Here is a 25981-nt window from a genome sequence, read left to right on the forward strand (position 1 = left end):
AAATAATTAACCAACTACAGTTGACATTTCGAAATTTGTCAGGGAAACAAAACGCTCAATTCTCGCATCGATTTCCTCCTTTGTAATTTCAAGCAAACGCTGTGTTCCGAATTTTTCCACGCAGAAAGATGCCAATGCAGATCCTGCAATAATCGCGCGCTTCATATTTTCAAATGACGTATCGTCCGTTGAAGCAATATACCCGATAAACCCTCCTGCAAACGTATCTCCTGCTCCTGTCGGATCAAATACATCTTCCAACGGCAATGCCGGAGCAAAGAATACTTTCTCATCCTGGAACAACAACGCTCCGTGCTCTCCTTTTTTAATGATCAGCGTTTTCGGTCCCATACTACGGATCACGCGGCTCGCTTTCACCAATGAATATTCTCCTGACAACTGGCGTGCTTCCTCATCATTGATGATCAGTACGTCTACCAGTTTCAATGTTTGTTTCAAATCATCCAATGCGATATCCATCCAGAAATTCATGGTATCCATCGCGATCAGTTTCGGTTTTTTCTCCAAACGCTCAATAACTTGTCGCTGTACCTGCGGGCTCAAGTTCCCCAGCATCAGGTATTCAGCTCCCTGGTATGATTCCGGGATGATCGGATCAAAATGCTCCAGTACATTCAACTCGGTTACCAGCGTATCTCTGGAGTTCATATCGTTGTGGTAACGACCAGACCAGAAGAATGTTTTCTCGCCTTGCTTGATCTGCAATCCTTCCAAAGCGACTCCTTTTGAAGCCAGCAAATCCAATGTTTCCTGTGGGAAATCTTCTCCTACCACCGAAACAATTCGCTGGTCTTTTATAAAGTTTGATGCGGAAAGGGCAATAAACGTACCTGCACCTCCTACAATCTTATCCGTTTTTCCGAATGGTGTTTCAATGGCATCGAAAGCCACACTACCAACTGTCAATAGACTCATTTTATCAATTTATTTGGGCAAATGTACGGAATAATTTAAGTTTAAGTTGCTCGTTATCCATGAAGTATTTCCGGAAAAAAACAGTCCCCGGATGCCTCTTGTTTTAAATTTCAATCTTCAAATCAATTATTTTGTTTTTATTTTAACATTTTTTAATCTGTTGATTTTTCGGTACATTTATTGTGTGATTGCTTTTCGAATTAAACCAACGGTTATGAAAAAACATCTTACATTCTTTGGATTATTCGCACTTGTTTCCCTTGGAACTGTTCAGGCCCAGGAGAAATCGAACTTCAGCACAGATTTTCAATCGATCCGGAAGGATCTGGTTGCCTGGGATGCAGTTCGGGGAGAATGGCTTGCATCTTCTATGGAAGCTATGGCGAATAAAACACCGACACCGGATCGTAATTTTCCGGAAGAATACACCCCTGCAGAAATGTTTAGCGCCATGCCGGAAGCTACACAAAACAAAGTCCGGTCGCAAATTCAGCGGTCGAGTACCAACACCGACAGCCTTTCAAGAAGCCAGTGGAACAGACTGAACAGTTTCACAAGCAGAACTCCCGACTGTAAACCGGTTATGGGACGAACGTATGGCGATCCCCATTTGAAATCCTTCGACGGAGCAACTTATTCCTTCCAGACTGTGGGAGAATTTACACTCGCAAAATCCGGAAACGGAAACGTGAATGTACAGGTACGTCAGCGCGCCCAGTCGGACGATTTTTCCCTCAATACCGCAGTAGCCATGAATGTGGGCGGAGACCGGGTTTGCTTCTATGCAAACGAAAAACCGGACGGAAATACAACCACTCCACTGCGCATTGAAGGCGAACCCATTTATCTCGATGGAGGAAATTATTACCTGGAGCACGGGGGAACAATCTCTAAGTCGGGAAACAACGATTACGTGATTACCTGGCCTACCGGAGAACGTGTGAAACTGGATGCTTCCAGATCAGGCGGGATGGGATTCTACAACATTGCGATGGAAATCTACCCTTGTTCCGATTCCTATGACGGAATTCTCGGAAATGCAAACGGAAGAAGTTCAGATGATTTTGATGTGCGTAATATGAACGGAGGAATTGCTTCTACACGCTGGAACATGGGCGTATTCGGTTCTTCCAATCGCCAGGATCAGGTACTGGAAAAAGAATACCTGGCTTTCCTGGCAAAGGATTTCGCCATGCAGTACCGCATCACACCGCAGGAATCCCTGTTCGATTATGGATTCAACCAAAGCACTTACGCTTTTACGGACATGTCTTTCCCACGCGTTCACCGCACACTGGGAGACCTGAACGAAAATGACCGCAGAAGAGCTCAGAGAGAATGCGAGCGTAGAGGATTTACGGGACCGGAACTGAGCGCATGTATCTACGACAATGGTTTCCTGCGCATCGAGCCGACTCCAAAACCAAACATCCCGGACAGAACAGCCGGAAGACAACTGGATCCGGTAAGAACTCCTTCTCCAAACGTAAACCCAGGTCAAAAACCATTCAGAGAGCGTTATCCGGCAGTTAGCCAGGCTGATTCAAAAGTGGAAACAACAGGTGATTCACCTGCGCTTCCCAGAGGAGAAATCAACCCGACAACCGGCGGAAATACCGGAACATTGGTCAAAGAAGAAAAAGGAACCGCTACGGATCGCCCAGTTGTGAGAGAAACCGTGAAACCAGCTTCTGAAAGCTCATCTACCGTGACGCCGGCAAGTGGTGAAACGACAACAACCAGACCGGTGTTCAGGGGAGAAACCAGCAAACCGGTAGAAGTCAAAAATCCGGTCAGCCAGCCAAACTCCGGTTCTTCAACAACGACTATCAGTACACCTACAGAGACAGTAAAACCGGTTAAAGTAGAAAGTACCATTGTGAAACAGCCGGAAACCAGACCGATCATTACGACAAGACCTGTTTCTACAACACCTGTAAAAACAGAACCGACATATACACCGCCACCAAGCAAACCTGTATCGACACCAGTGCAGCGAACTATCAGCACACCGGTTTCGACACCCAGCTCTACACCTTCCAAAACGATTTCAACCCCGATTAGAAGAGGTGGTTAAAGCAAAAGGAGTCTTCGGGCTCCTTTCTTTTTTTAAGGAGTTTTGCAGTTGATTTTTTATGCAAGGCCAGTTAAAACTAGTAGCCGTTAGCTAAGAGTGCCAATGGTTCACTTCTCCTTTTCTCAATCAAGATGATGTAACGTATAAAGTTCTTATGATTTCACTTTACAAGTCTAAAGAATTGTCCCCCACATGCTGTTCCCGATACTTCACGACTGAAATATTGGGAAGTATCGGGAACAGTTGAAAAAAAACACCTGAATTCTTCCAAAAGCTGAAACAAATTAAAAATCGAACGTTAATTACTATTTAAAAGCCTGCTCTTTACCGGGTAGGTTTTAGTGTAAATTTGATGTTATGAAGTGGAAAAAGCGGGTGGTAAAATCGTTGAAATGGTTCTTTGCAACTATTTTCACGCTGGTTTTGCTCATTTCCGTCCTGCTCTACATCTTCAAAGACGACATCATCGACTACGCCATTTCCGAGATCAACAAAACGTTGAAAACAAAGGTGACGGTAGATGAGATCGATTTAACGTTCTGGAGTACGTTCCCCAACCTGAGTCTCGACTTCAACAAAGTCTTTATCCAGGACGCGCTTCCGCATGCTACGGTGAAAGACACCCTGCTGTATACCGATCAAATTCGGCTCAAGTTCAACCCGATTGATATCTGGAACGAGAATTACAATGTAAAAAAGATTGTGATCAAACCCGGAACGCTCCAATTAAAAGTCAACGAAAAGGGCGAAGTCAACTACGATATTTTCAAAAAATCCGAATCTTCCGAAACAGCCAGTTTCAAACTGAAACTGGAATCAATCCGTGCCAGCGGACTGCGTTTTTCGTACCGGAACAAACTCAATGAAAGCAGCTACAAGGCGAAAATTCAGGACATCCACCTGGCCGGGAATTTCACACAAGATCAGTTCGACATCGCTACAGAAGCCAAATTCTATGTCCAGCGGATTCAGCACGGACTTGTTCCGTTCATTATCAGTCAGCAGGCATCTACGGAGGTCGATATTCACATTGACCAGGTAAAGGAAACTTTCGCGATTGAAAACGGGGAACTCCTGCTTTCCGGCATTCCGTTTGATTTCAGCCTGAACATCGATACCACTCAGGTCAATCTGAATATCGACGCGGATAAAATTCCACTGGAGGATCTGGCAAACAAACTGGCAATTAAAGAAGTGAAAACTGTTTCGAAACTGAAAGGTTCGGGTACTGGTTCGTTCCACCTGGCGCTTCAGAATGAAACCCGCCGCGATTCGTACCCGAAAGTCGACTGTAAATTTTCCATCGACAACGGACGGCTGACAGAACCAACCAAGGGACTCACGCTTCGCAACATCGATCTGAAAGGCTATTATTCGACACTCAAAGGCAAGGACAAGGAAGAACTCGTGATTCAGAACGTGGCTTTTCAAACCATCAGCGGACCTTTTTCAGGCAATTTGTCGGTGCGGCAGTTTTCCAAACCTTCTTACCGCGGAGCCGCAAAAGGTTCTGTCGATTTGGAAGTCATTCATGGCTTGTTCCGCATTCCAAAAATCGAAGAACTCACCGGAAAGGTGAAAGTAAATACCAGCTTCCACCTGGAAACGGTCTTTGAGAACAATCAGCCGTCGGTGGAGATTGTAGACGGAAGCGGGAATGCGTTGATGGAAAACGTGGATTTCCGCCTGCAGAACGATTCCCGGAAGTTTTATGACATTTACGGAAACCTCATCCTGAACCGGAGCGAAGCCGTTTTGGAAGAGCTGAAGGTACACCTTGGCGAATCCGACCTGGAACTCAACGGAAGTTTTGACTACATCGACCAGTTTTTACAGGACAGGCACACACTGGATGTGGCCGTGATTGCCGAAAGCAGGAAAATCAATCTCAAGGATTTCACCAACACCATTGCGGGTGATCCGAAAACGAATCTGAACGTGCGCGAGTGGATGCTCCCGACCCTGATCAACGGAAACGTCAAAATGAATGCGGATGCCATTCACATGGACAACCACACGTTTTCCCAGATCAACGGTGAAATGACGGTCGGAAACCGGAGCATTGTCATTCAGAAACTGCACGGAATTACCGCTAATGCAACCGTTCGTGGTACTCTGGCAATCGTGGAATCGTCACCGGAATATTTTGAACTGGCAACGAACCTGAGTTCGAAAGACATTTATTTCAAACCGATTTTCCGCGAATGGAATAATTTCGACCAGGAAGTCATCCGGGAAGACAATATCAGCGGACGTGCGGAAGCCATTCTCGATATGAAAGCTCCTTTTGATCTGCACTACGGAATCCTGAAAGACGAAATCGAAGCGCAGATTCAACTGAAAGTATTCGGAGGACAGCTGAAAAATGTCAAGACATTTACGGCACTGACCCAGGATCTCAAATCGACCAAAACGAAGATGATTCTGAAGGAAAAAGAAATTGATGCGCTCCAGGGGAAACTCAGCAATATCCAGTTTGAAACGCTGGAAAACACCATTTTCATTAAGAAAAGTACGATCGTGATCCCGAAAATGGAGATCAAATCCAGCGCGATCAATATTTCGCTGGATGGCAAGCACCAGTTCAATAACAACATCGACTACAAGTTTGCATTCCGGTTCCGCGAGTTGAAACAGCGGAAAGACGAATCTGAATTCGGGATCGTGGAAGATGACGGAACAGGACTCAAAATCTTCGTGCGTATGTACGGAAACCTCGACAACCCGATTATCGAATGGGATAAAACGTCGCGCAAGGAAGAAGCCAAACAAAACCGGGAAGAAGCGAAAAAAGAAGCAATTTCGATCCTGAAAACCGAATTGGGCCTCTTTAAGAAAGATACGACCGTGAAAAAATACCAGCCTCCGAAAAAGGATCACGAAGTACTGGAAATTCAGTTCGGGAAGGAAGAAGAAGTCAATCCGTTCGAGGAAAAGAAGAAAATCGAAAAGGAGAAAAAAGGCTTGAAGAAATTCGGGGAAAAACTCAAGGAGAAATCAAAACCGACGGAAAAGGAGGAATTCACAGTAGAGTAAATCCCAATGCCGAATGACGCATTCATCATTCTTTTATCTATTCGGGTCCCGCCATCCGGGGTGCTACCGGAACGGACTGACTTGAAATAGCGCATTTCAACATTCGGAACTCGTAATTCGGAATTCGGAACTCGTAATTCGTAATTAGTCCGTATTATTAGTGATCCAAACTAAGATCGTATGAACGGAATTCAGTCTTTTGTCGACATGCTTTTTATTGGTGTTATTGCACTATTTCCTGTCGTAAATCCAATCGGTTCGGCTTTTATCGTGAACCCGTTTTTATCCAACTTATCACAACATGAAAAGCGGAAAGCCGTTACCAAAATCACGCTTTACGCCTTCAGTTTATGCACGATTTCCTTTTTTGCCGGTCACTGGATTCTCGAATTATTCGGAATTACCATTCCCATCGTGCAGCTTGCCGGGGGAATCATGATTTGCAAAATCGGCTGGGAACTCCTTTCTCCGGATAAAAAAGAAGAAAAAAAGATCGCCGATGAAACAGAATTGAATGAAAAATCAACCTACGCCGATGTCAAAGACAATTTGTTTTATCCCATTACCTTTCCCATTACAACCGGAGCCGGCTCCTTGTCTGTCCTGTTTACCTTAAGTGCCCACAGCGCCGACAAACAATTCAATCTGTACCTCATCAATACCGCAGCCATTCTTTTAGCGATCATCCTGATGTGCATACTCATTTATTTCTTCTTCCTGAACACCAAAAAGATCATCCGGGTAATCGGCCCCGACGGAGAGAAAATACTCAACCGCATCATTGCATTCCTGATTTTCTGTGTTGGACTGCAGATTGCGGTTACGGGGATTAAATCACTGATGTAACAAATTTCCTCCCCCTTTTCCTCCCTTGAGGGGAGGATCAAGGTGGGTGGCATAGTATTGCTTTTCATTTTTCCACTCCTCTGAATCTCCCCTCAAGGGGAGAAAACCACAATCATTCTATGGAATTTTGAACCTCTGCGCATCTCAGCTGTAAAGCTTGTTAATTCTAAACTGAATGTTATGAGATTCGCTACGTTACTTTTTATCCTGCTGCTTGGAACCGGAGCATCTGTTGCACAATCCATTTCCGGAAATATGAATACGGCGGCAAGCGGTTCGGCTCTTCGCTACGGAAACGTTGATATTTACAAGGGTGATAAGCTTGTTGCTTCCGTATTGACCGATAAACTCGGAAACTTTTCCATTGCCCTGGATACCGGAACCTATGTTTGCGTAATGAACTACGCGGGCTTCACTCCCGTTAAAAAAGAAATCAAAGTGACCGGAGATGAGGTTTCGGACTTTAAAATGAAAGAAGATCCGGCTGCAGCCGCAAAGAGAAAAGAAGCGGTTTCCTATAAATTTGAGGGAGGACTGGAAGAAGTCACCGTTACTTCCCCGCGAACCTCCAGTGCGAAACTGACCTCATCTGTTACAAGTGTCTCCAAAAAAGACATTTCACGGGCGCCTTCCGCTCCTGTAGGAGCTGTAATGGCTACTACTCCGGGTGTTTATTCCAGCGGATACATTTCTTCAGGAGATACCCGATCCGGCGGAGCGGGTTCCAGTATGCTCACCGCAGGGGAAATCAACGACTTTTCCAAGTGGAAACTCTGGCAGGATTTATCGAAAGGAGAATTGTCCGATTACCAGAAAATCTGGCAGCTTGCTCCTTCCGGAAGATACACCGTGATGCTGCAATCAGAAAGCGGAATTCCGATCGTGGACGCCATCGTGCAACTCTTACTGAACCGCGATGTGGTTTTCACGACCCGAACCGATAACACCGGGAAAGCGGAATGCTGGCTGACCGTAAAAAATGAAACGCCGGTTGTGAACGGAAAGCTGTCGGTTCAAATTTCCTACAACGGAAAAACATCCACAATCAACCGCGTAAGCGCATTTGAAAACGGGATCAATCACCAGAAACTCAATATTACCTGCCAGGAAGTGGAAAATGTCGACGTGGCGTTCGTCGTGGACGCAACCGGTTCGATGGGCGACGAAATCAGTTTTTTACAGGCGGAAATGAACGACATTATTTTCCAGTCAAAACAAATCAGCAACAAGCTAAATTTCCGTTTTGCGAACGTATATTACCGCGATGCCGGGGACGAATACGTCACCAAAACCATGAATTTCAACCGCATTTTGACCGAATCTTCGGCTTTCATCGGTGAGCAATATGCCGGTGGTGGTGGTGATTACCCGGAAGCGGCGGATATTGCGCTGGATTCTGCTATCAACAACCTGGGTTGGAGTGAGAATGCACGGGCACGGATTTTATTCCTGATCCTGGATGCTCCACCACACGAAGGGAGTGCCGTTAATGAACGTTTACAGCGCCTGATCCTGCAAGCAGCTGAAAAAGGCATCCGCATAGTGCCAATCGGAGCCAGCGGAATCAATAAAAGCACGGAATACCTCATGCGTGCACTTGCACTGGGAACGAATGGAACGTATGTTTTCCTGACCGACCACAGCGGAATCGGGAACAGCCACATCAAACCATCAACAGATTCTTACGAAGTGGAAACGCTGAATGCGATCATGGTTCGCATTCTGAAAAGCTATACCTACATGCCGGATTGCCAGCAAAACATCCCGGATCTGGCATTGAATATCCCGGATTCCATTGTTTCGACCCAACCTGCAGATTCTTCTGACTCGGTGAAACCGAAAAACCTGGAAATCACCTGGAGTTATTACCCGAATCCGACTAACGGAATCGTGCACATTCTTCCGAATACGGACATCAGGGAATTGTACATTACGGATTTGAGCGGAAAACTCCTGCAAGTACTTCCCAAACTGAAGAAGCATGAACGCATCCAGGTCGACCTGTCGAACTACGCAACCGGAATCTATCTCATCCGCTACCTTGATGAAGACAACCATTGGCTAAGCGGAAAAGTGGTCTTACAAAGAACGAGTTAATTGAGAATTGAAAAGTCAAAAGTGAGAAGTTTACTGAGCAGAGTCAAAGGAACTTCTCACTTCTTGTTTTTACCTTTTCCATTTTCAATTCTCCATTTAAAATGTAACTTTTTCCATTTTTGTCAAACATACAGTTGTAACGTTGATGTGATTAACCAAAATGGAGGAAAAACAAGAAGCATTTCTCAGGCTTTACGAACCGGTTCATGAACGGTTTGAGCGCTTCTGCAGGGCGAGGGTTTACGGCGAAATGGATTTCAGGGATTTGATGAACGACAGTCTTTTAGTGGCCTATGAAAAGTTCGATTCCCTGCGGTCAAAAGAAGCTTTCCTTTCATTTTTGTTCAGCATCTGTGTACGCGTTTTAGGAAATTATCACCAGAAGAAACGTGAAAACCGCATTCCGGAAGGAAGTACTCACCTTCAAATCCGCGACAGGCAAACCGACCCGCAAACGCATGCAGATATTCATTATCTCTATGAAGCATTGGGGCAACTTCCTGCGGAACAGCGCGAGTGCGTCATTCTTTTCGACATTTCGGGTTTCAGCATCCGGGAGATTACCGTTATTCAAAATGCCTCCGAATCAGCCGTCAAACAACGGTTGAAGCGCGGACGTGAGAAGCTAATGGATATTCTCACCTACGAATCTTCGTTTAAAACAGCAGTCAATCATGGATAAGCAACAACAATTGGAACAACTTTTCCAACGGGCCAAAGGCGACCAAACGATCCAATCGTTTGAGCAAACCCGGGAGCGTTTCGTTGAATCGCTTCATTCCACGGTGGTGAATCATTCTCCTAAAAAGCACTTTTTCACTCAAAAATGGATGATTATGTTGACAACTATCGGAATTTTGACGCTTTCCCTACTCCTGGTTTTAATGCCTTCGCAAGCAAAAAAAACAACTCAAAGCCACACAAAACCCAACCCGGAACGTACGCATTCCACCAGGAAAACGGCAGATAAACAACTTATTTTTGCCAGGACAGCTGCAAACAAACCTCATTTAGGCTTTCCTCTTGAACCGTCTTTAAATACTGAAGTGATGGAATCTGTCCAAACCGCAACTCCGATCAACGAAGAAATAGAAGCGGATCACCAACCGGTTCCATCAGAAAAAGGAATCTCCCGCACCCCCGTTTTGGAGGACACCTATCCATTTCCGAAACTGACAGAGGAAGAAATTGCGATTACGAAGAAAAAGAAACGCGCCATGCTGAAGGCACTTCAAAAACACGACAAAGATTACTATGCGTATATCCCAAGTGGGAGTTTCGACTACAATGGAAAAACGGTTTCCGCACAAGCTTTCTATATCGGGACGCTGGAGGTTACCAATTTCGAGTACCGGACGTTTCTCTTCGACCTGCTGATCCAGAATCGGAAAGCCGAATTCATGAAAGCCAAACCGGATCAATCGCAATGGAGCCTGGCAAGCAACGGAAAACTAAGCGCATTCACCGAGAATTACTTTTCCCACAAAACCTTCAATGAATATCCGGTGGTCAATGTGTCGCGGGAAGGTGCGGAATTGTATTGCAAGTGGCTTTCAGACGAACTCCGGAAATTTGTGGGGGAGAAAAAGGAAAACAACTACAACGATGTGCGTTTGCCGCTCCGCGCCGAATGGGCGAAAGCAGCCAGTAACGAAGGTAAATCAGGACCGTATCCGTGGGGTGGGCCTTTCCTGAGAAACTCACGCGGACTGTTATTGGCAAATTATACGATTGACAGTGCAGAAGTACAGCGATTCAACCTCAAACCCAGCCAGGATGTCACAGCTCCTTCCAAATCCTATTTTCAGAATCCATACGGGATCTACAACCTAAGCGGAAATGTCGCTGAAATGGTCTACGAAAGCATGGACAAGAAGGGGCCGGGAACTGCTGGTGGAAGCTGGCGAAACAGCGGAGAAGAACTGAAGATTTATGCGCCGGATCCCTACACCGGGATTATTGATCCAAAACCGTTCATCGGGTTCCGGGTAGTGAGTACTTTTTTGATTGATTCGACTCCAAAGACAGGTAATTGACTCTTCGTCCGGTGGGACAAACAAGCGACAAAAGCAAGACAAGTCATTAACATATCAAGAGTCTGAAAGATAGCTTTTTCACACTCAATACACTAATTGTCAACTACTTAATTATCAATGATGCATTCAAAAGTTTTTTGTCCCGAAATAAGGTAGAAGTTTTCACTCCCGGAAAAAGCCCGTTTTAAACAAGGGAAGATTCTAATTTTGGAAACTGCTAAACTGAACAAGTATGAAAAAAATTTTTAGCTCCCTACTGGCACTGACCCTTTCTTTAGGAGGAATCGCTCAAACTACAACCAATATCATGAGTGGTGTGGTGTTTTTCGATGGATATGCCAGCGTTGTGAGTGATCCGACCCCAACCGGGGTGATCCGTTTCCGAAATGACTTGGTGACAAAACAACTGACAGCACAAGATTTAGCGGCTATCGGGAATGAACTGACGATCAACATCACCATTTCCGCTTTGTGCGACAATTACGACCGCATCGGGAATGTGAGCCTGGCATTGGTTCCTACGGGAAGTACTACTTACGATCCTGCAACGGTTTCCCGCATTGAGATCGGGCGTTTCATCACTCCTTTCATGAACAAAAACGTGCAGCCGACTTCTGTTCCCTATTCTTTCGAAGTAAACAACATTGCGAAAATTCTGAAATCTGCGGATATTGCTTCCAACTTCGATTTCTGGCTGGAACTGGAGGTATTTGGTGTGCCTTACGCTGCAAATACACAAGTTTCCGGATGTTCCGGAAGAAACGATGTGTTTGAAGGAAAGGTGGATTTCGTTTCCAACGGCCCGGACGCAGGTTTCAATCCTGAAACATACCTGCAAGCCCTTTCATTCAAGGCTGATTTCAACAATTACCAGGCAAATGCAACGGATGCTGTCGGAACCACAGTGAAAACCATCAATTTCACGACGACTCAAACGATCTATGACGCGAAATTTTACCTGATTACTTCGAACCACGGAGCAAACTCGGGAGGAGAAGAATACGTGAGACGCGTCCACAATGTGGAATTCGACGGAGCAGCGGTATTGACATATACTCCGGGTGGAAAATCCTGTGAGCCTTACCGCCAGTACAACACCCAGGGGAATGGTATTTATGGTTCTTCAGTACAATCGACTTCCTGGTGGACAAGCTGGAACAACTGGTGTCCGGGAGATGTGATTCCAATCCGTGAAATCAGTTTGGGAACATTGGCAGCCGGAAGCCACTCCTTCAAAATTTCGGTTCCTGCAGCACAATTTTCAGGTCAAAACGGAAACTTCCCGCTTTCGCTTTACTTACAGGGAAGCAACTCGGAGGTTTTGGCACTCGAAGAATTGAATAAAACAGCACTTCACTTGTTTCCAAATCCAGCAAACACCGTGCTGAATGTACAAACCGACAAGGAAATCCAGGAGTTTGAATTACTGGATGCTTCCGGGAAAGCGGTTAAAAGAGAACTAACAACCCCGGTCAACCTTTCCGGAATCGATACAGGCATTTACTTCATCCAGGTTCGCTTTGCGGATGGGATGATTAGTAGACAGCGCTTCATCAAGCAATAATCAATTTATGTTCATCAGTAAACGGGAAGTTGGAGAGCTTCCCGTTTTCGTTTGTGCTTACCGGGAGGCTTTGAGTAGCCGTTTAAAATCGCTGAAAGTCTCGCCACCACTGGGCAAATAGACAGATGTCTATGCGTCTTTTTTCCGGGAATTGGAAATCACGAAACACCTCCCTTCCCTTCCCAAGCGCCACCGGCAAAAATTCACATTTTTTAATACTGCATCCAGGTGATATCTCGCTTTAAATTCACCCAAAAAGGCGAGAAATAACTAACTTGTGCTTTATAATTTTATTCTCAAAACCAATATCATGGAATACAGAATTGAAAAAGATACCATGGGCGAGGTGAAAGTGCCTGCTAATGCTTACTGGGGCGCTCAAACCGAACGCAGTATCGAGAATTTCAAAATTGCACAAGACATTAATAAAATGCCGAAGGAAATCATCCGGGCATTTGCTTATTTGAAAAAAGCCGCGGCGCTAACGAATCTGGATGCCGGAGTCCTGTCTCAGGAGAAATCGGATCTGATCGGACAAGTCGCTGACGAAATCCTGGAAGGAAAACTCGATGATCAATTTCCTTTGGTTGTCTGGCAAACCGGAAGCGGTACGCAAAGCAATATGAATGTGAACGAGGTGATTGCTTACCGTGCACATGTGATCAACGGTGGTTCGCTGACGGATAAAGAAAAGGCGCTCCATCCAAATGATGATGTGAACAAGTCCCAATCTTCCAACGACACCTTCCCTACCGCCATGCACATTGCTGCATATAAAATCCTGGTCGAAGTAACGATTCCGGGAATTGAAAAACTGCGCGACACACTGGCTCAAAAAAGCAAAGACTACATGCATGTGGTGAAGATCGGACGCACTCACTTCATGGATGCTACTCCGCTCACTCTGGGTCAGGAAATCAGCGGATATGTGAGCCAGTTGAACCACGGATTGAAAGCGATCAAAAACACCTTGGCGCATTTGAGCGAGCTGGCGCTGGGCGGTACGGCAGTCGGAACGGGAATCAATACGCCTCCCGGATATTCGGAACATGTGGCAAAACACATCGCCCATTTAACCGGACTTCCTTTCATCACGGCAGAAAACAAGTTTGAAGCACTGGCAGCTCACGACGCAATCGTGGAAGCACACGGAGCCTTGAAAACCGTTGCAGTGAGCCTGATGAAAATTGCCAACGATGTACGGATGCTTTCTTCCGGTCCACGCAGCGGAATCGGGGAAATCTTCATCCCTGACAACGAACCGGGTTCTTCGATCATGCCCGGAAAGGTAAACCCGACGCAATGTGAAGCGCTGACGATGATTGCGGCACAAGTCATGGGAAATGACGTAGCCATCAATATCGGGGGTTCAAACGGGCATTTCGAACTGAATGTCTTCAAACCGGTGATGATCTACAATTTCCTGCATTCTGCGCGCCTGATCGGCGAAGGGTGTGTTTCATTTAACGACAAATGTGCTATTGGAATCGAACCGCTGACAGCCAATATTAAAAAGCACCTCGACAACAGCCTGATGCTTGTAACAGCACTGAATACGAAGATTGGTTATTACAAAGCCGCTGAAATTGCTCAGAAAGCCCATAAAGAAGGTACTACGCTGAAAGAAATGGCTGTTCAGCTGGGTTACCTCACTGCGGAAGAATTCGACGCATGGGTAATTCCGGAGAAAATGGTTTAAAGAATTTCGAATGAAGTAATTCCAAATTACGAATTAGATTATGGAGCGTCCGGGTTTGATGAGGTTATCCGGGCGCTTTTTGTTCGATGAAGCAAGGAGCATTTTTAGCTGCGGAAAGGTTACAGAGAACCATCCCACCAGTAAAGCAGGCCTTCTACGCATCCCAATAGCGTTCGACTGAGCTCACGCCGAAGTCTATCGGGATTATAAATTTGTAACATTGTATGGAATTTCATAATCGCTAACAACCATTAAACACAGATTCTCTTATGCAAGAACCAATCAAACTATTAGAACCTCAAAAACGCATGCCGTTCACGCTGGCAGTTGCCGTCAGATTACTTGTCCTCATCCCGGTCTTCGGCATGTCGATTTTCATGATCATTGCCGGTTACCTGGGGGTTCAGAAGGGAAATCGATTTGAGCTTTCTTCGCTGATTATGGGAATCCTTTTTTTCTTACTGTCTTCCATCATGCTTTTCCGGATTTTTGTTTCCAAAAAACGACAACTCGCGCAGCTTCAATACTTGTTCTACACGGATCGCCTGGTGATTTACAACAAGGTGAAAGATCAAGTACTCCATGAATTATTCTATGACCAGTTTCCGGCATTCACCTTTCACGAAAATCTGAATAACTTCGGTTATATTGTGATCGGGAAAGAAGAACCGGTTATGGCTCGTGGCGGGGTATTCGGTCAAAATACCGGCGTGAATATGAAAGATTCCGAAATGATGCTGGAGAATTTACCGGAGGTGAAGAACGTGTATGTGTTTTTGAAAGAGCTGGTGGATGCCGCTGAAAAAAACGCTGTATCTCAATAAAAACAGACCTTCTACACATCCTGATAGTTGTCGGGATTATAAATTTGTTTGGAAACCGGGGCTTAATCACCAAATGCAATCAATCCACATTGTCTTTCCATCGCCTGATCCAAAAATGCCTTCAGTATTTTGACATCATGATCTGTCATCCCCCCTTTTTGATGTATCATCGAATGTATGTGTTTTACCAGGGCCTCACCCCACCTGAAATCCGAGTAATAATCATACCGGCTCTCAATGATTCCTTTCGTTTTCAGATTCTGAAACGTTTTGTCATCCAATGAACCTGCAAACTCCAGGTTTTGCTCTCCCGGAGAATGCGGCTTTATATCGGAATCATTCATAAAATAGAAATCCAGCATGGTGTCTCAGTTCAAAAACTTCACCAAAATCAACGTGGCGGAGGCCCGTCAAACGGCGGTCTGTCAGTTGGTTCCGGCTGCGTTCTGTTCGTAACCGGAGCCTTCCCGAAATTGCGGATATTGTATGTTACGGTAAACATGTAGTATCTGTTCAATACATTCGACTTCACATCCTCGATATACGATTCCGTTACATTCCGGGTAATGCTGTTGTTGTTATTCAGGATATCGAACACCGACACACGCAATTCCAATTGTTTGTTCTTCAATAATTTGTAACCGATTCCTCCGTTCCACAACATAATCGTCTGGTTATATCCGGATCCCAAACCTGCGTAGGCATTCATCGAGTAGTTCGAATTGATTACCAGACGTCCTTTGATAATCCAGTTGAATCGTGCATTGATATTGTGGATGAAGTAATCGCTTTTCGAATTCTGGCGTGTATTCAACACGTTATTATAATTCAAGGTATACCCAACCGTGAAATCCATGTTTTCACTGATATTACTTGAAATGGTCAAACCTCCGTTGGCATTGCTGGTTTTGGATTCGTTCACGACGTTATTGATTAACCCCGGAAGCACGGTGTAAGCACCACCTAAATAGAAATTCAGGTTCAATTTCAGCTTGGTAAGCGGAACGCCGTAAGATACCGTTGTACGTGCATTCCAGCTTCCGTTCAGGTTGACCGGTTTGCGGTATTGTGCTCCGCGCTGCAAAGTAATTCCTCCGTCGATCACGGTATCAACAGTAGCGATAATGGAACTTGTTGTGATGTAATTGCTGTTCATTTCACCTCCTAAGAACACATTGAAGTTCGTCGCTTTTTTCATGTTCGTACTATTGAAACGCCCGAAAAGACGGTGGTTATACTGCTGTTTCAAATCCGGATTACCGGACGAAAGGGAAAGCGGGTTCGAGTTGTCGATAACATTCTGCAACTGATCAATCGTCGGGTTACGGGTTCCCGCACGGTAAGCCAGCATCAAACTGGTAGACTTGGTGAACTCGTAGCGAAAACGGGCATTCGGCAGGATGGAATTGAATCCCAGGCGCACATCGCGGTCAACCGGAAAATCCTGTTTGTTCAGTAACAGCGAATTCTGGTAGCTCACTCCGACCTGGAAACTTGTTTTGTTTTTCTGGTAACGCGCATTCACTCCACCTTCCTGAACGATGGTTTGGTTGTCAAACACGTTGGATAATGTCGTATCCATCATGGAATAAGCTCCTGTCAGCGAATCCAGTGCATAGGTGCGTTTGTCCGCAGCACTCACGTTGTAGGAAGGCGCATAGAGAACTTCTCCCGACCAGTTTTTCCCCAAAGGTTCCGTATAGGAGAAACGCCCGTTGACACCGTAGCCGTTCGTTTTGTTATCTGCCTGCTGATTGATTGCCGCCAGTGAATCATTTCCCAATTCATCGTAGTAATGTGAATACGATTCCTGTCCGCTGTTTCCGTTCCGGTTGGTATATGTTCCGGTTAAATTTGCGGAGAACGTGCGTTTAGGTTTCGCAAAGCGGTGTCGCCACAAGATGCTGTTACTGGCATTGATTCCTTTATTGTTGCTGAAAGTACTGTTGTCAATCGTATTGATCAGCGCCTGAGAACCATCCACCGTTGTTCCGTTGGTTCCCTGCGTGCGGTCATTTCCCTGGTAGCTGATTTTCGGTGTAATCACCAATGAATTCATCGAGTCTAACGCTATGTCGAACTTGAAGTTCAGGCGGTGATTGGCATTCTTCATAATCGCGGAAAAGTCTTCGCCGTAATGCTGACCCGCAGTAGTTGAAAGCACATAATTCCGGCTGGTGACCTGCGAATTATCGGTTCTCGACCCGTTGAAGAAATAACTTCCCGTTACTTTCGTATTCTGATTCTTTCCCCATTTGTCGGTATAATTCAATCCGATAGCATGCGTGGTGCTCACTCCGCTTTGTTGGGAAACCAGGTAGTTTTCATTGTCGGGTCCGCCAGGGCCTCCGCCCCGTCCGCCGGGACCTCCACCACCTCTGTTCTGGCTTCCTGAAGAACCGGTTACTCCCAGGATGTCATCCGTGGAGAAATTCTGCTGGTTCACATTATTCGACATCCCCACCAGGGAAATACGGCGTGTTCCTTTGAAGAAATTGACATTTGCACCAGCCATGTACAAGTTATTCGGGTAGCCATATCCGGCATAAATTTTTCCGAACTGCCCCTGGTTTTTTCCGGGTTTCGTCACGATATTCAATGCTTTTGCCTCATTTCCATCTGAAATTCCGGTAAATTTAGCCTGGTCGCTCGCCTGGTCATACACCTGGATTTTCGACACGATTTCTGCCGGCAGGTTCTTGAGCGCTGCATTGGCATCGTCCCCGAAGAATTCCTGCCCGTCAATCATGACTTTGGTAATCTGCTCTCCCTGTGCTTTCACCACTCCGTTTTCGAGCGTAATTCCAGGCATTTTGGTGATCAGATCCTGTACCGTTGCATCCGGGTTGGTTTTATATGCTTCCGCATTATACTGCGTGGTATCACCTTTCTGCTCCACCCGAACCGCTTTCGCTTCCACCGTTACTTCTTCGATGAGTTTGGTATCGGTTTTCATCGCAAAATCCATCACCGTATTTCCGGCCGGCAACTCCATACGTTTCACCTGATCCGAATATTCGAGCGAAGTCACCTTGATCAGGTAACTTCCCGGAGTCAGCTCCGTCAGCGTGTAAATTCCTTCTTCGTTCGACATGGCTACCTTCACCACCGATGAATCGGGGATTGCCAGTAACGCAACGCGCACATCCATAAGCAGTTCCCCGCTTTGTTTATCCGTAATTTTCCCTGAAAGCTGTGTCTGTGAAAATCCCGCGAAGGAGCAATAAAAAGTACTAACGAAAAGGGCAAGTATGATTCGAATTTGCATAAAATGGGGTTGTTTACGTTCCTTAGATTCTTTCCGCCCCAAAACGTTTAATGCAAGCAGAGAAAAATCGGTGCGAAGCAGCAAAAATGATGCCTCCGGGTCAAATTTCAGAATAAAAAGACAGATTTTCACAAAACGGGATGAATGTATGGGTGTTTTTTCACGGATTGCTTTCGAGTCTTAAGTAGAAGGACTATTTCTATCTATAAGAACGTCAATAATTAAATGAAAACGTTTTGATTAGTTATCTTTATCAAAAAAGATACACTATTCATGATCTTAAAATTACTAAACCGAATCATAGAAGTTCACCCAAACTCACAGTTTACTTCATCCAACAAATACAACATCTTCCAAGTACTTCAATTGGAAAGTGAAGAAGTTCGTTTGCACTCGCGTTTTTTAGCAGACTTATTAAATCCACAAGGAAATCATGGATTAAAAAGCTTTTTTCTTCGAAGTTTCTTAGACCTGGTAAAAGAAAGTACGATTTTTCCGGATTTGAATCGTGTAGAGGTTCATGTAGAAAAATATATAGGTCCTGTCACCTCAACAACAGGTGGGCAAATAGATATTCTACTCATCGACAACCTTAATAATGCGCTTATCATTGAAAACAAGATTTATGCCGGTGATCAAGAAAACCAACTACTGCGTTATAGCAATTTTGGAAAACAACTGGAAAATCGTGATGGGAGATTCCATATTGTTTATTTAACACTTCAAGGAAATTATGCCAGTGAGTTGTCATTAGGAAAGATGATGAAACACGAGGATTATGAACGTCTCTCCTATAAACATCATATCACTCATTGGCTGGAAGATTGCATTCAACAACTTGCAGGGAATAACCAAACAGAAGTTATTCTAACTCACTATACACAACTTTTAAAAAACTTAACAGGCATGGAAAATAACATCGACCTACAATTAACCGTTTCAGAAATTATACAATCAAAAGAGCATTTCGTAGCTGCAGAAAAAATCACGAATGCCTTACTTCCAGCTAAATGCGACCTATTAAAGCAAGCTATTAAAGAAATTGAGACTCAATTGAAATCAACCTACCCCAATTTAGGCTTCTATATTTCAGAGCGTTTCGGTTATCGGTATGAAGGAATGGAAATTCATCATAAAGAACAAGAGAATAATCAACATCCTTCACATATTCGCTTTTCATTTCTTAGTGATGCATCTGATTGTTATATCGAAATTCATCCCGGCTTGATTGATGGGAGGGAAATCGATAAAAATCATGAAAAAAGACTTCGTTACGTTGAATTATTGAACCCTTATTTTCCCAAAACCAACTATAAAATTTTAAACGTAGAAAATTACTGGCAGGGTGAATGGGTCATGCACTATTCCATATTTAACAATTGCTTTGAGCAATTACTCGATAATGAACTTAGACCTGTATTAATTAACCAAATATATAAAGATCTGGTACTAATTATCAATACTTTTTTGAGTGTTGAAGGATATAAACTCAGTACACAAATTGAGAATAATCATCACTCCCCTTACAATTAAATTATAGCACTTTTCTCCCCATCCGCTGGCTTTTCCAAAATCTTATTCCGAAATTTACGTTATACAGAGTACGAACAATCAAATCGTTCAAATCATGGAAAAATCACCTGTCTTTAAGGCGTATACGGAATTCGTCTGGCTCAACAACCGGGAGCCGCATTCCATCGCTGAATTTTGCACCTATGCAAACATTGATCCCGTAGCGTTCAAAACAACATTCGGTCAGTTTAAGAACATCCGGCAGCAATTACTCACCACTGTTTTCGACGAAGTGTGGGAACGGGTTGAACAAGCGGCAGCAGAAAACGATTATTCGCTCCGCGAAAAATGCCTGGCGTTGTTCTTTACGCTGGCAGAGGCATTCGGCGCGTACCGGGACTACCTGAAAACGCGCTACCCGCTGAAAGAATTGGGCGCTTTGGTCGAAGACTGGCGGCCGTTTAACAAATTGTTCGTGGCCAAAACGCAGCACTTTCAACAAAACGAACGCGTCAACTGGCTACGGGATAAATTGCCCGGAAAACTTACCGATGAGGTCAGCTCACTGTTGATGGGCTGGAACTACGTGTTCCGTGTCTGGTTGGCCGATGAATCGGAAGAACAAGCCACTACCGATGCCGCTATCGAGAAGACGGTTCACCTCTATTTCGACCTTTCCGAAAACAAACAATTCGAAAAAGTGCTCGACTTCGGGAAATTTATTGCCACCACTAAAGTGCGTTTGTAATGGAAAATGAAAACGACAAAGAGAAAAGCTACGACTCTATTCCCACCTCGAAAGTGCAGCGCGCCATGAAGGTCATGGGAACCGGCGTTAAAATTGGCGGGAATTACGTAGCACATTACTCCAAAAACCTGTTCAGGGAACAATCCAAAGAAGCGCTGCACGAAAAAAATGCCGAAACGGTCTTCGAAGCCCTCGGTGAAATGAAGGGATCGGCACTAAAAATGGCGCAAATGCTTTCCATGGATGAGTTCACGCTGCCCGAAAGTTATCAAAAGGTCTTTCAGCAGGCACAGCACAATGCTCCTCCGCTTTCCTTTCCGTTGATTCAAAAGACCTTCCGGTCGCAGTTGAAGAAAGATATTCCGGAACTGTTCGACACCTTTTCACGCGAAGCCATTCATGCGGCAAGTATCGGTCAGGTGCACCTGGCAACCAAAAACGCGCATCGCTATGCCGTCAAGGTACAATATCCGGGAGTGGCAGACAGCATCGCCAGTGACATTCGACTGATGCGTCCGATTGCACAAAAAGTCCTGAACGTGCCGCAAAATGAACTCGACTTTTACATCAGCGAAGTGCAATCAACCCTGATCGAAGAAACGGATTACCTGCACGAACTGGAAATGGCTGAAACCCTGAAAAAGGCCTGCCTGGAGATTCCGAATCTGCACATTCCGTCGTACCACCGGGAATTATCTTCCGAACGCGTGCTGACGATGGACTGGGTAGACGGAACCTTACTCACCGAATGGCTGGAATCTCACCCGGACGAGGCGCAGAAAAAGCAGATCGCTCAAGCCATCTGGGATACATTCCTGTTTCAAATCCAGGAACTGGGACTGGTTCATGCCGATCCGCATCCGGGAAATTTCATTGTCCGGGAAGACGGTACGCTTTGACTGATCGATTTCGGGTGTGTGAAACACATTGAACCCGATTTTTATCAACGCTTTTTCAGGTTGCTGCTTCCGGAAGTATTGAGCGATCCGGCTCAATTACGCAATGCACTCGAAGATCTTTCGTTTTTCAATGCCAGCGATTCGGAGGAAGACCAGCGCTACCTGTTTGAATCCCTTCAATATTCGCTGAAGCTCCTGGCTGAGCCGTTCCATTCCGAATCCTTCAACTTCGGTGCCTGGGATTACATGAAAGGAATCTACAACCAGGGAGAAGATTTGGCAAAAGAAATGCGGAAGCGAAAAATCAACAGTGCCCGCGGGCCGAAAGAAGCCATCTACCTGCTTCGCACCTTTTACGGGCTGTATATGATCCTCGCAAAAATCGGTCAGCCGGTTGTGTTGAATTATCCGCTGACTCTCAAATTGGTTAAGTAAACGAAAGATACCTGCGTAATTTCTCCGGAAGAACTTCCGCAGGTAGATTTGACTCAAAACAGATACAAAATAAGCCAGGAAATCATGAACACACTCACTCGCATCATTGCAGCACTGATTCCACTGGGAGTTGGAGGTTTAGCCGGATTTGCCACTGCAACCGGCATTAACAGTTGGTATATTTACCTCGAAAAACCGATATTCAATCCGCCGAACTGGGTATTTGGTCCGGTATGGTCACTTTTGTATCTGCTGATGGGTGTTACGATCTACCGTTTATTATCCAAGCCGAAGAGCAGGGAGCGTTCCCAGGCTATCACGGTATTTTGGGTTCAATTGATCCTCAACGGAGCATGGAGTTTTATTTTCTTCAATGCGCACCAGCTTGGCTGGGCGTTTGCTGAAATTCTGCTGATCTGGCTTGCCATCATTTGGATGATTATTTCAACCCATCGGGTAGATAAAACCGCGGCTTACATTCAGATTCCGTACCTCTTATGGGTGAGTTTTGCTTCAGTACTCAACGGAACCCTGTGGTGGATGAATCACTGAAAATGTATGCAGAACAAGTAAGTAACTCATGCTAAAGTCATAACGCTTATCAACCAACATGAAGCGGATATGAATTTGTTTTTAACTTTTCAATGGATTCCGGCCCCAGCACTGAGGAATGACTATATTTGCCCGTTCATAACAAATTCCTATTCTAATGAAAAAACAACTTTTATGCCTGATCATCGGAGGATCTCTGTTGGCAGCTTCTTGTTCCAGAACTCCTGAAAATAAAGTAACGGAGTATTCTTCCAATGTAAAAGGTTTCCTAAACGGGAAAAACAATGAGGACGGATACCCGGTTTACAACGTAATGACCTTGAAATCTGTAACTGACGACTGGGACGGAAAAGATGATTACAGCACTAAAAACGACGGTGACAAACTGGTAAAAGTAGAATTTTCAGTGCAATCAACGGATTCCAAGACTGACATCGGGATGTTGGAAACAAATATCGCGCTTTACGATGCATCTACGAAAAAAACATATTCTCCAACTGTGTCGTTATCCGGACCATCTTTCAAAGGGTTGATGTCTACTTACGAATCAGGTTACGCAGTATACAGCATTCCTGCTGACGCGAAATTAGAGAACCTGTACATTGCAAGCAGCAGCAAAAACGCACTGGATATTGATCTGAGCAAGGAGAAAGCAGAAAACTTGCTTTCATTGAAAAAGGCAGATGCTCCGAAAGAAAAAACAACTGCTTTGAACGCTAAAAATGCCGTAGAGGACATCATTTTCGAATTGACAAAAACATACACCATCAAAAGCATCACAACAGATGCAAACGATGACAAAGTGAAAGCATACCGTTCTAAAAATCCGGGATCTGAAGGCTATAGCTTCGTGAAAGTAGAATTGGATATCGAAAACTCTTCTGCATCTAAAGAAGCATGGGTTTCTATGCCATGGTTGGTTTCAGAATACGGTCTGGAAAACCCGGATTTCGAATTCGGAGAAACCCCATCTACAGTTAAACCTGGAAAAACGAGCCTCACATTATACTACCGTGTATACACAGGTGAGAAAGTGCTTGGCTTCATTGGAGAAAACACTGACGGAAAAGATTACGCAGTAAAACTGTAAGAAGTACTCAAATGCTTCAAATAGAAGAGATCGTTGTGAAAACAGCGGTCTCTTTTTTGTTTGGGGTTTGCCCGGTACGGTACTCAAGCTGTCCCATCGAGTCCAGGACATCCGGGATATCGAGATGAGGACATCATCCGAATTCACGTTGTAAACCGCTTCTTCGCCAGGTTCACCAAATCGTCAAAACGCCCTTCAATAAGCGCTTTCTTTTTAGCACTACTCCATCGTTTAATTTGTTTTTCTTTATCGATTGCAAAGTAAAAATCAGTGAATTCTGCATAGAATGCCAGTTCAACCGGCCGACGCGAACAGGTATAACTATCCGGATTTCTTCCGGATTGGTGTTCTTCCAAACGTCTTGTCAGATTATTGGTGATCCCGGTATAATAGGATCCGTCGGAACATTCCAGGATATATACATAGAGTAGCTTCATACTAATTAAGTTAGGGAAAAAGTTGATTTGAAACAAGTTCCTGTGCCGTTCTCGATACGCTCCTCGAACAGACACAGTCCCACCGAATCTATCCTGGTTTAGATCCTTTGAGAGAAACGAACTGGCATAGAAATAGGGAACTTCGGAAGGAGTCATTTTATTCATGTCCTGTCGAGTAGCGGAGCGTATCGAGACAGATGTGGTAAAACTTACCGATACTCCAGCATTATATCCATCCGTTCAGACCATTGCAGTTCCAATGGCAACTCCCGGTTTGAAAACTCGATATGGATTACGCGTCGTTTACGATTATCCACCGTTCTGGATGAACTGTGAAGTAAAAGTGGCTTCATCAGCATAATTCCTCCTTTGGCTACTGAACAAACGACTTCTGTTTCTTTCGACCAATCGATTGTTTCCGGGCGGTAGATCTGTTTTTGATGAGAGCCGGGAACGACTTTCAGCGCACCGTTATGCTCATCCGTATCATCAAGGTGAATCCGGATTGTGAACACATTTTCCAATACATCTACCGGAGGCTGAACAGCAAACTGTCCGTGCTTTTTCGTCCAGGGGCCAAAACCGGCAAGCTCTGTTTTTTGATCGACCGAAATCGTGAGATCCTGGTGATAGGACACATACCAGTTGGAACCTTCGGGTTTGTCGAAATAAATACTTTTGACCACAAAATAGTCTGAACCAAATAGCTCACGAATGACATTTTGAAGATTTTCATTGAAAATCAACGCTGCAGTTTCCGGGATTTCCTTCAGGAATTGACGGATTGCGAAAAGTCCCTCTGACTTCCGGAAATTCTCTTTGCTATAGTCAGCGTTTTCAATCCTGGATAGCATTTGCTGTACTTCATCTGCAGTATACACATCATTCAGAATGGCGAATCCACTTTCGGAAAGCATTTGTCGTTTTTGTTTGAAATCTTTCATCATGTTCTTTTTACGATTCGAGCGTCACTTTCAACGACGTCAACAGTTTTCGCTCAAAATCGGCTATAATGCGCGTACTCCAGAATTTTCCATAGAACGGCAGATTGGAATGAATCCGGTAGTTTGTACTTAGTTTCAGTAGCGTTTGGTGATTTCCGATGGGTTTCAATTCGTATTGAATCGAATGAAATTCCATATTTTTTGTCTTCAGGATGTGCTTCAGCGTTGGATTCGCTCCCAATTGCGATCCCCGGATGTCAATAGCAAACACCAGCTTTCGGTTGGGAATCTGCTCCGTAACCGATTCCTTGAGAACAACCCCGTTTTCAAAATATCCCAGTCGGATATTGTGCTTCGAATCATACACCGATTTGACAGGTTGCGGAACTCCCAGGTAATTCATCCATCCCGGAGTATTGGCAGCACTTAAATCCGGAACGTCGAACAACTGATTCCACATGAGGGTATCGGGAAGGTCGATCACCACGCTGTTACTCACCGTTACATCCGTTTTCACCTTCGGAAGTTCTTTCTCCAGCTGACCCAACAGAAACGGCAGCAGCAGCACAGACAGCGAACTTTTCCTGATCCCATCGTCTTTCTTGTCTTTGGTCAAATAGAATAGGATGATACTTACCGCGATGGAAAAAGCAATATAGGGTGCGCCAATAATGATGAAGCAGAGTAAATCTTCCAGGTGTGTAATGACAGCAATCACGAGGAAAACCAGTACGGCAAACAGCGGGTATAGAATCGCAACGGCGATGTTTTTCCGGAACTTGCCTCCTTCGAAATAAAAAGGAATGAATCCCATCGCCATCGGTGCAATCATGAGATAAGACAGCGAATTGATTTCGATGACGTTCCATTCTCCCAATACGCGTATCAGAAGCGCGTAAATGACCGAAAGAATGATTCCGAGGTATTGCTTGATCACTTGTTTAGGTTTTCTCAAAGATACACATTAAAGCTTCTCCTAAA

21 protein-coding genes are annotated in these 25981 nt (G+C 44.8%); 15 read left to right on the forward strand and 6 right to left on the reverse strand.

Annotated features, from left to right (window positions below):
* Window positions 1-6: 6 nt before the first annotated feature.
* Window positions 7-936: a PfkB family carbohydrate kinase gene (locus ABDV94_RS07225; RefSeq protein WP_343606024.1), complete on the reverse strand. Its 930-nt coding sequence runs from the start codon at window positions 934-936 to the stop codon at window positions 7-9.
* A gap of 214 nt (window positions 937-1150) precedes the next feature.
* Here ABDV94_RS07225 and ABDV94_RS07230 point away from each other — a divergent pair, with 214 nt between their 5' ends.
* From ABDV94_RS07230 to ABDV94_RS07270, 9 genes are all read left to right on the forward strand, one after another.
* A complete protein-coding gene (locus ABDV94_RS07230; RefSeq protein WP_343606026.1) occupies window positions 1151-3013 on the forward strand; it encodes a VWD domain-containing protein in 1863 nt (620 codons plus the stop codon).
* A gap of 357 nt (window positions 3014-3370) precedes the next feature.
* The gene (locus ABDV94_RS07235) at window positions 3371-6049 is read left to right on the forward strand and encodes an AsmA-like C-terminal region-containing protein (protein WP_343606028.1); all 2679 of its coding nucleotides are present in this window, start codon (window positions 3371-3373) and stop codon (window positions 6047-6049) included.
* A gap of 180 nt (window positions 6050-6229) precedes the next feature.
* A complete protein-coding gene (locus tag ABDV94_RS07240) occupies window positions 6230-6895 on the forward strand; it encodes a MarC family protein (protein ID WP_343606030.1) in 666 nt (221 codons plus the stop codon).
* Between the two features lie 180 nt (window positions 6896-7075).
* Window positions 7076-8992: a T9SS type A sorting domain-containing protein gene (locus ABDV94_RS07245; protein ID WP_343606032.1), complete on the forward strand. Its 1917-nt coding sequence runs from the start codon at window positions 7076-7078 to the stop codon at window positions 8990-8992.
* A 160-nt stretch (window positions 8993-9152) separates the two neighbouring features.
* The gene (locus tag ABDV94_RS07250; RefSeq protein WP_343606034.1) at window positions 9153-9674 is read left to right on the forward strand and encodes a sigma-70 family RNA polymerase sigma factor; all 522 of its coding nucleotides are present in this window, start codon (window positions 9153-9155) and stop codon (window positions 9672-9674) included.
* Window positions 9667-11028, forward strand: coding sequence for an SUMF1/EgtB/PvdO family nonheme iron enzyme (locus tag ABDV94_RS07255; RefSeq protein WP_343606036.1), 1362 nt, complete (start codon window positions 9667-9669; stop codon window positions 11026-11028). The genes ABDV94_RS07250 and ABDV94_RS07255 overlap by 8 nt, the downstream gene beginning before the upstream one ends.
* A gap of 232 nt (window positions 11029-11260) precedes the next feature.
* The gene (locus tag ABDV94_RS07260) at window positions 11261-12592 is read left to right on the forward strand and encodes a peptide-N-glycosidase F-related protein (RefSeq protein WP_343606038.1); all 1332 of its coding nucleotides are present in this window, start codon (window positions 11261-11263) and stop codon (window positions 12590-12592) included.
* 310 nt (window positions 12593-12902) lie between these two features.
* Window positions 12903-14291 (forward strand): class II fumarate hydratase, encoded by a 1389-nt coding sequence (gene fumC / locus ABDV94_RS07265; RefSeq protein WP_343606040.1) that lies wholly within the window; start codon window positions 12903-12905, stop codon window positions 14289-14291.
* Window positions 14292-14560: 269 nt separating this feature from the next.
* Window positions 14561-15115 carry a hypothetical protein gene (locus ABDV94_RS07270; protein WP_343606042.1) on the forward strand — a complete coding sequence of 185 codons (555 nt, stop codon included), beginning with the start codon at window positions 14561-14563 and terminating at the stop codon, window positions 15113-15115.
* Between the two features lie 62 nt (window positions 15116-15177).
* Here ABDV94_RS07270 and ABDV94_RS07275 read toward each other — a convergent pair whose 3' ends face one another.
* Together ABDV94_RS07275 and ABDV94_RS07280 are read right to left on the reverse strand one after the other, a co-directional pair.
* Entirely contained in the window at window positions 15178-15477 is a 300-nt protein-coding gene (locus ABDV94_RS07275) for a hypothetical protein (protein ID WP_343606043.1), read from the reverse strand.
* A 29-nt stretch (window positions 15478-15506) separates the two neighbouring features.
* Window positions 15507-18383 (reverse strand): outer membrane beta-barrel protein, encoded by a 2877-nt coding sequence (locus tag ABDV94_RS07280; RefSeq protein WP_343606045.1) that lies wholly within the window; start codon window positions 18381-18383, stop codon window positions 15507-15509.
* Window positions 18384-18656: 273 nt separating this feature from the next.
* Between ABDV94_RS07280 and ABDV94_RS07285 the strand changes: the two genes are divergently transcribed.
* From ABDV94_RS07285 to ABDV94_RS07310, 6 genes are all read left to right on the forward strand, one after another.
* Window positions 18657-19916 carry a PD-(D/E)XK nuclease family protein gene (locus ABDV94_RS07285; protein WP_343606047.1) on the forward strand — a complete coding sequence of 420 codons (1260 nt, stop codon included), beginning with the start codon at window positions 18657-18659 and terminating at the stop codon, window positions 19914-19916.
* Between the two features lie 94 nt (window positions 19917-20010).
* On the forward strand, window positions 20011-20643 hold the full coding sequence (locus ABDV94_RS07290; RefSeq protein ID WP_343606049.1) for a hypothetical protein: 633 nt from the start codon (window positions 20011-20013) through the stop codon (window positions 20641-20643).
* Window positions 20643-21542, forward strand: a complete 900-nt coding sequence (locus ABDV94_RS07295) for an AarF/ABC1/UbiB kinase family protein (protein ID WP_343606051.1) — start codon at window positions 20643-20645, stop codon at window positions 21540-21542. The genes ABDV94_RS07290 and ABDV94_RS07295 overlap by 1 nt, the downstream gene beginning before the upstream one ends.
* An 18-nt stretch (window positions 21543-21560) precedes the next feature.
* Window positions 21561-21977: a hypothetical protein gene (locus ABDV94_RS07300; protein ID WP_343606053.1), complete on the forward strand. Its 417-nt coding sequence runs from the start codon at window positions 21561-21563 to the stop codon at window positions 21975-21977.
* Between the two features lie 84 nt (window positions 21978-22061).
* Window positions 22062-22529 (forward strand): TspO/MBR family protein, encoded by a 468-nt coding sequence (locus ABDV94_RS07305; protein ID WP_343606055.1) that lies wholly within the window; start codon window positions 22062-22064, stop codon window positions 22527-22529.
* 157 nt (window positions 22530-22686) lie between these two features.
* A complete protein-coding gene (locus ABDV94_RS07310) occupies window positions 22687-23619 on the forward strand; it encodes a hypothetical protein (RefSeq protein ID WP_343606057.1) in 933 nt (310 codons plus the stop codon).
* 143 nt (window positions 23620-23762) lie between these two features.
* On the opposite strand, the gene ABDV94_RS07315 is transcribed toward ABDV94_RS07310, so the two are convergent.
* From ABDV94_RS07315 to ABDV94_RS07325, 3 genes are all read right to left on the reverse strand, one after another.
* On the reverse strand, window positions 23763-24056 hold the full coding sequence (locus ABDV94_RS07315) for a GIY-YIG nuclease family protein (RefSeq protein ID WP_343606059.1): 294 nt from the start codon (window positions 24054-24056) through the stop codon (window positions 23763-23765).
* A gap of 209 nt (window positions 24057-24265) precedes the next feature.
* The gene (locus ABDV94_RS07320) at window positions 24266-25000 is read right to left on the reverse strand and encodes a phytanoyl-CoA dioxygenase family protein (RefSeq protein ID WP_343606061.1); all 735 of its coding nucleotides are present in this window, start codon (window positions 24998-25000) and stop codon (window positions 24266-24268) included.
* 10 nt (window positions 25001-25010) lie between these two features.
* Window positions 25011-25955: a hypothetical protein gene (locus tag ABDV94_RS07325; protein ID WP_343606063.1), complete on the reverse strand. Its 945-nt coding sequence runs from the start codon at window positions 25953-25955 to the stop codon at window positions 25011-25013.
* Between the last annotated feature and the right edge of the window lie 26 nt (window positions 25956-25981).

Source organism: Fluviicola sp. (assembly GCF_039596355.1).
GTDB lineage: Bacteria > Bacteroidota > Bacteroidia > Flavobacteriales_D > Crocinitomicaceae > Fluviicola.

Coding starts and splice junctions, on each gene's coding strand:
- ABDV94_RS07225 (WP_343606024.1), bottom strand. CDS start 936: ATGAGTCTATTGACAGTTGGTAGTGTGGCTTTCGATGCCATTGAAACA.
- ABDV94_RS07230 (WP_343606026.1), top strand. CDS start 1,151: ATGAAAAAACATCTTACATTCTTTGGATTATTCGCACTTGTTTCCCTT.
- ABDV94_RS07235 (WP_343606028.1), top strand. CDS start 3,371: ATGAAGTGGAAAAAGCGGGTGGTAAAATCGTTGAAATGGTTCTTTGCA.
- ABDV94_RS07240 (WP_343606030.1), top strand. CDS start 6,230: ATGAACGGAATTCAGTCTTTTGTCGACATGCTTTTTATTGGTGTTATT.
- ABDV94_RS07245 (WP_343606032.1), top strand. CDS start 7,076: ATGAGATTCGCTACGTTACTTTTTATCCTGCTGCTTGGAACCGGAGCA.
- ABDV94_RS07250 (WP_343606034.1), top strand. CDS start 9,153: ATGGAGGAAAAACAAGAAGCATTTCTCAGGCTTTACGAACCGGTTCAT.
- ABDV94_RS07255 (WP_343606036.1), top strand. CDS start 9,667: ATGGATAAGCAACAACAATTGGAACAACTTTTCCAACGGGCCAAAGGC.
- ABDV94_RS07260 (WP_343606038.1), top strand. CDS start 11,261: ATGAAAAAAATTTTTAGCTCCCTACTGGCACTGACCCTTTCTTTAGGA.
- fumC (WP_343606040.1), top strand. CDS start 12,903: ATGGAATACAGAATTGAAAAAGATACCATGGGCGAGGTGAAAGTGCCT.
- ABDV94_RS07270 (WP_343606042.1), top strand. CDS start 14,561: ATGCAAGAACCAATCAAACTATTAGAACCTCAAAAACGCATGCCGTTC.
- ABDV94_RS07275 (WP_343606043.1), bottom strand. CDS start 15,477: ATGCTGGATTTCTATTTTATGAATGATTCCGATATAAAGCCGCATTCT.
- ABDV94_RS07280 (WP_343606045.1), bottom strand. CDS start 18,383: ATGCAAATTCGAATCATACTTGCCCTTTTCGTTAGTACTTTTTATTGC.
- ABDV94_RS07285 (WP_343606047.1), top strand. CDS start 18,657: ATGATCTTAAAATTACTAAACCGAATCATAGAAGTTCACCCAAACTCA.
- ABDV94_RS07290 (WP_343606049.1), top strand. CDS start 20,011: ATGGAAAAATCACCTGTCTTTAAGGCGTATACGGAATTCGTCTGGCTC.
- ABDV94_RS07295 (WP_343606051.1), top strand. CDS start 20,643: ATGGAAAATGAAAACGACAAAGAGAAAAGCTACGACTCTATTCCCACC.
- ABDV94_RS07305 (WP_343606055.1), top strand. CDS start 22,062: ATGAACACACTCACTCGCATCATTGCAGCACTGATTCCACTGGGAGTT.
- ABDV94_RS07310 (WP_343606057.1), top strand. CDS start 22,687: ATGAAAAAACAACTTTTATGCCTGATCATCGGAGGATCTCTGTTGGCA.
- ABDV94_RS07315 (WP_343606059.1), bottom strand. CDS start 24,056: ATGAAGCTACTCTATGTATATATCCTGGAATGTTCCGACGGATCCTAT.
- ABDV94_RS07320 (WP_343606061.1), bottom strand. CDS start 25,000: ATGAAAGATTTCAAACAAAAACGACAAATGCTTTCCGAAAGTGGATTC.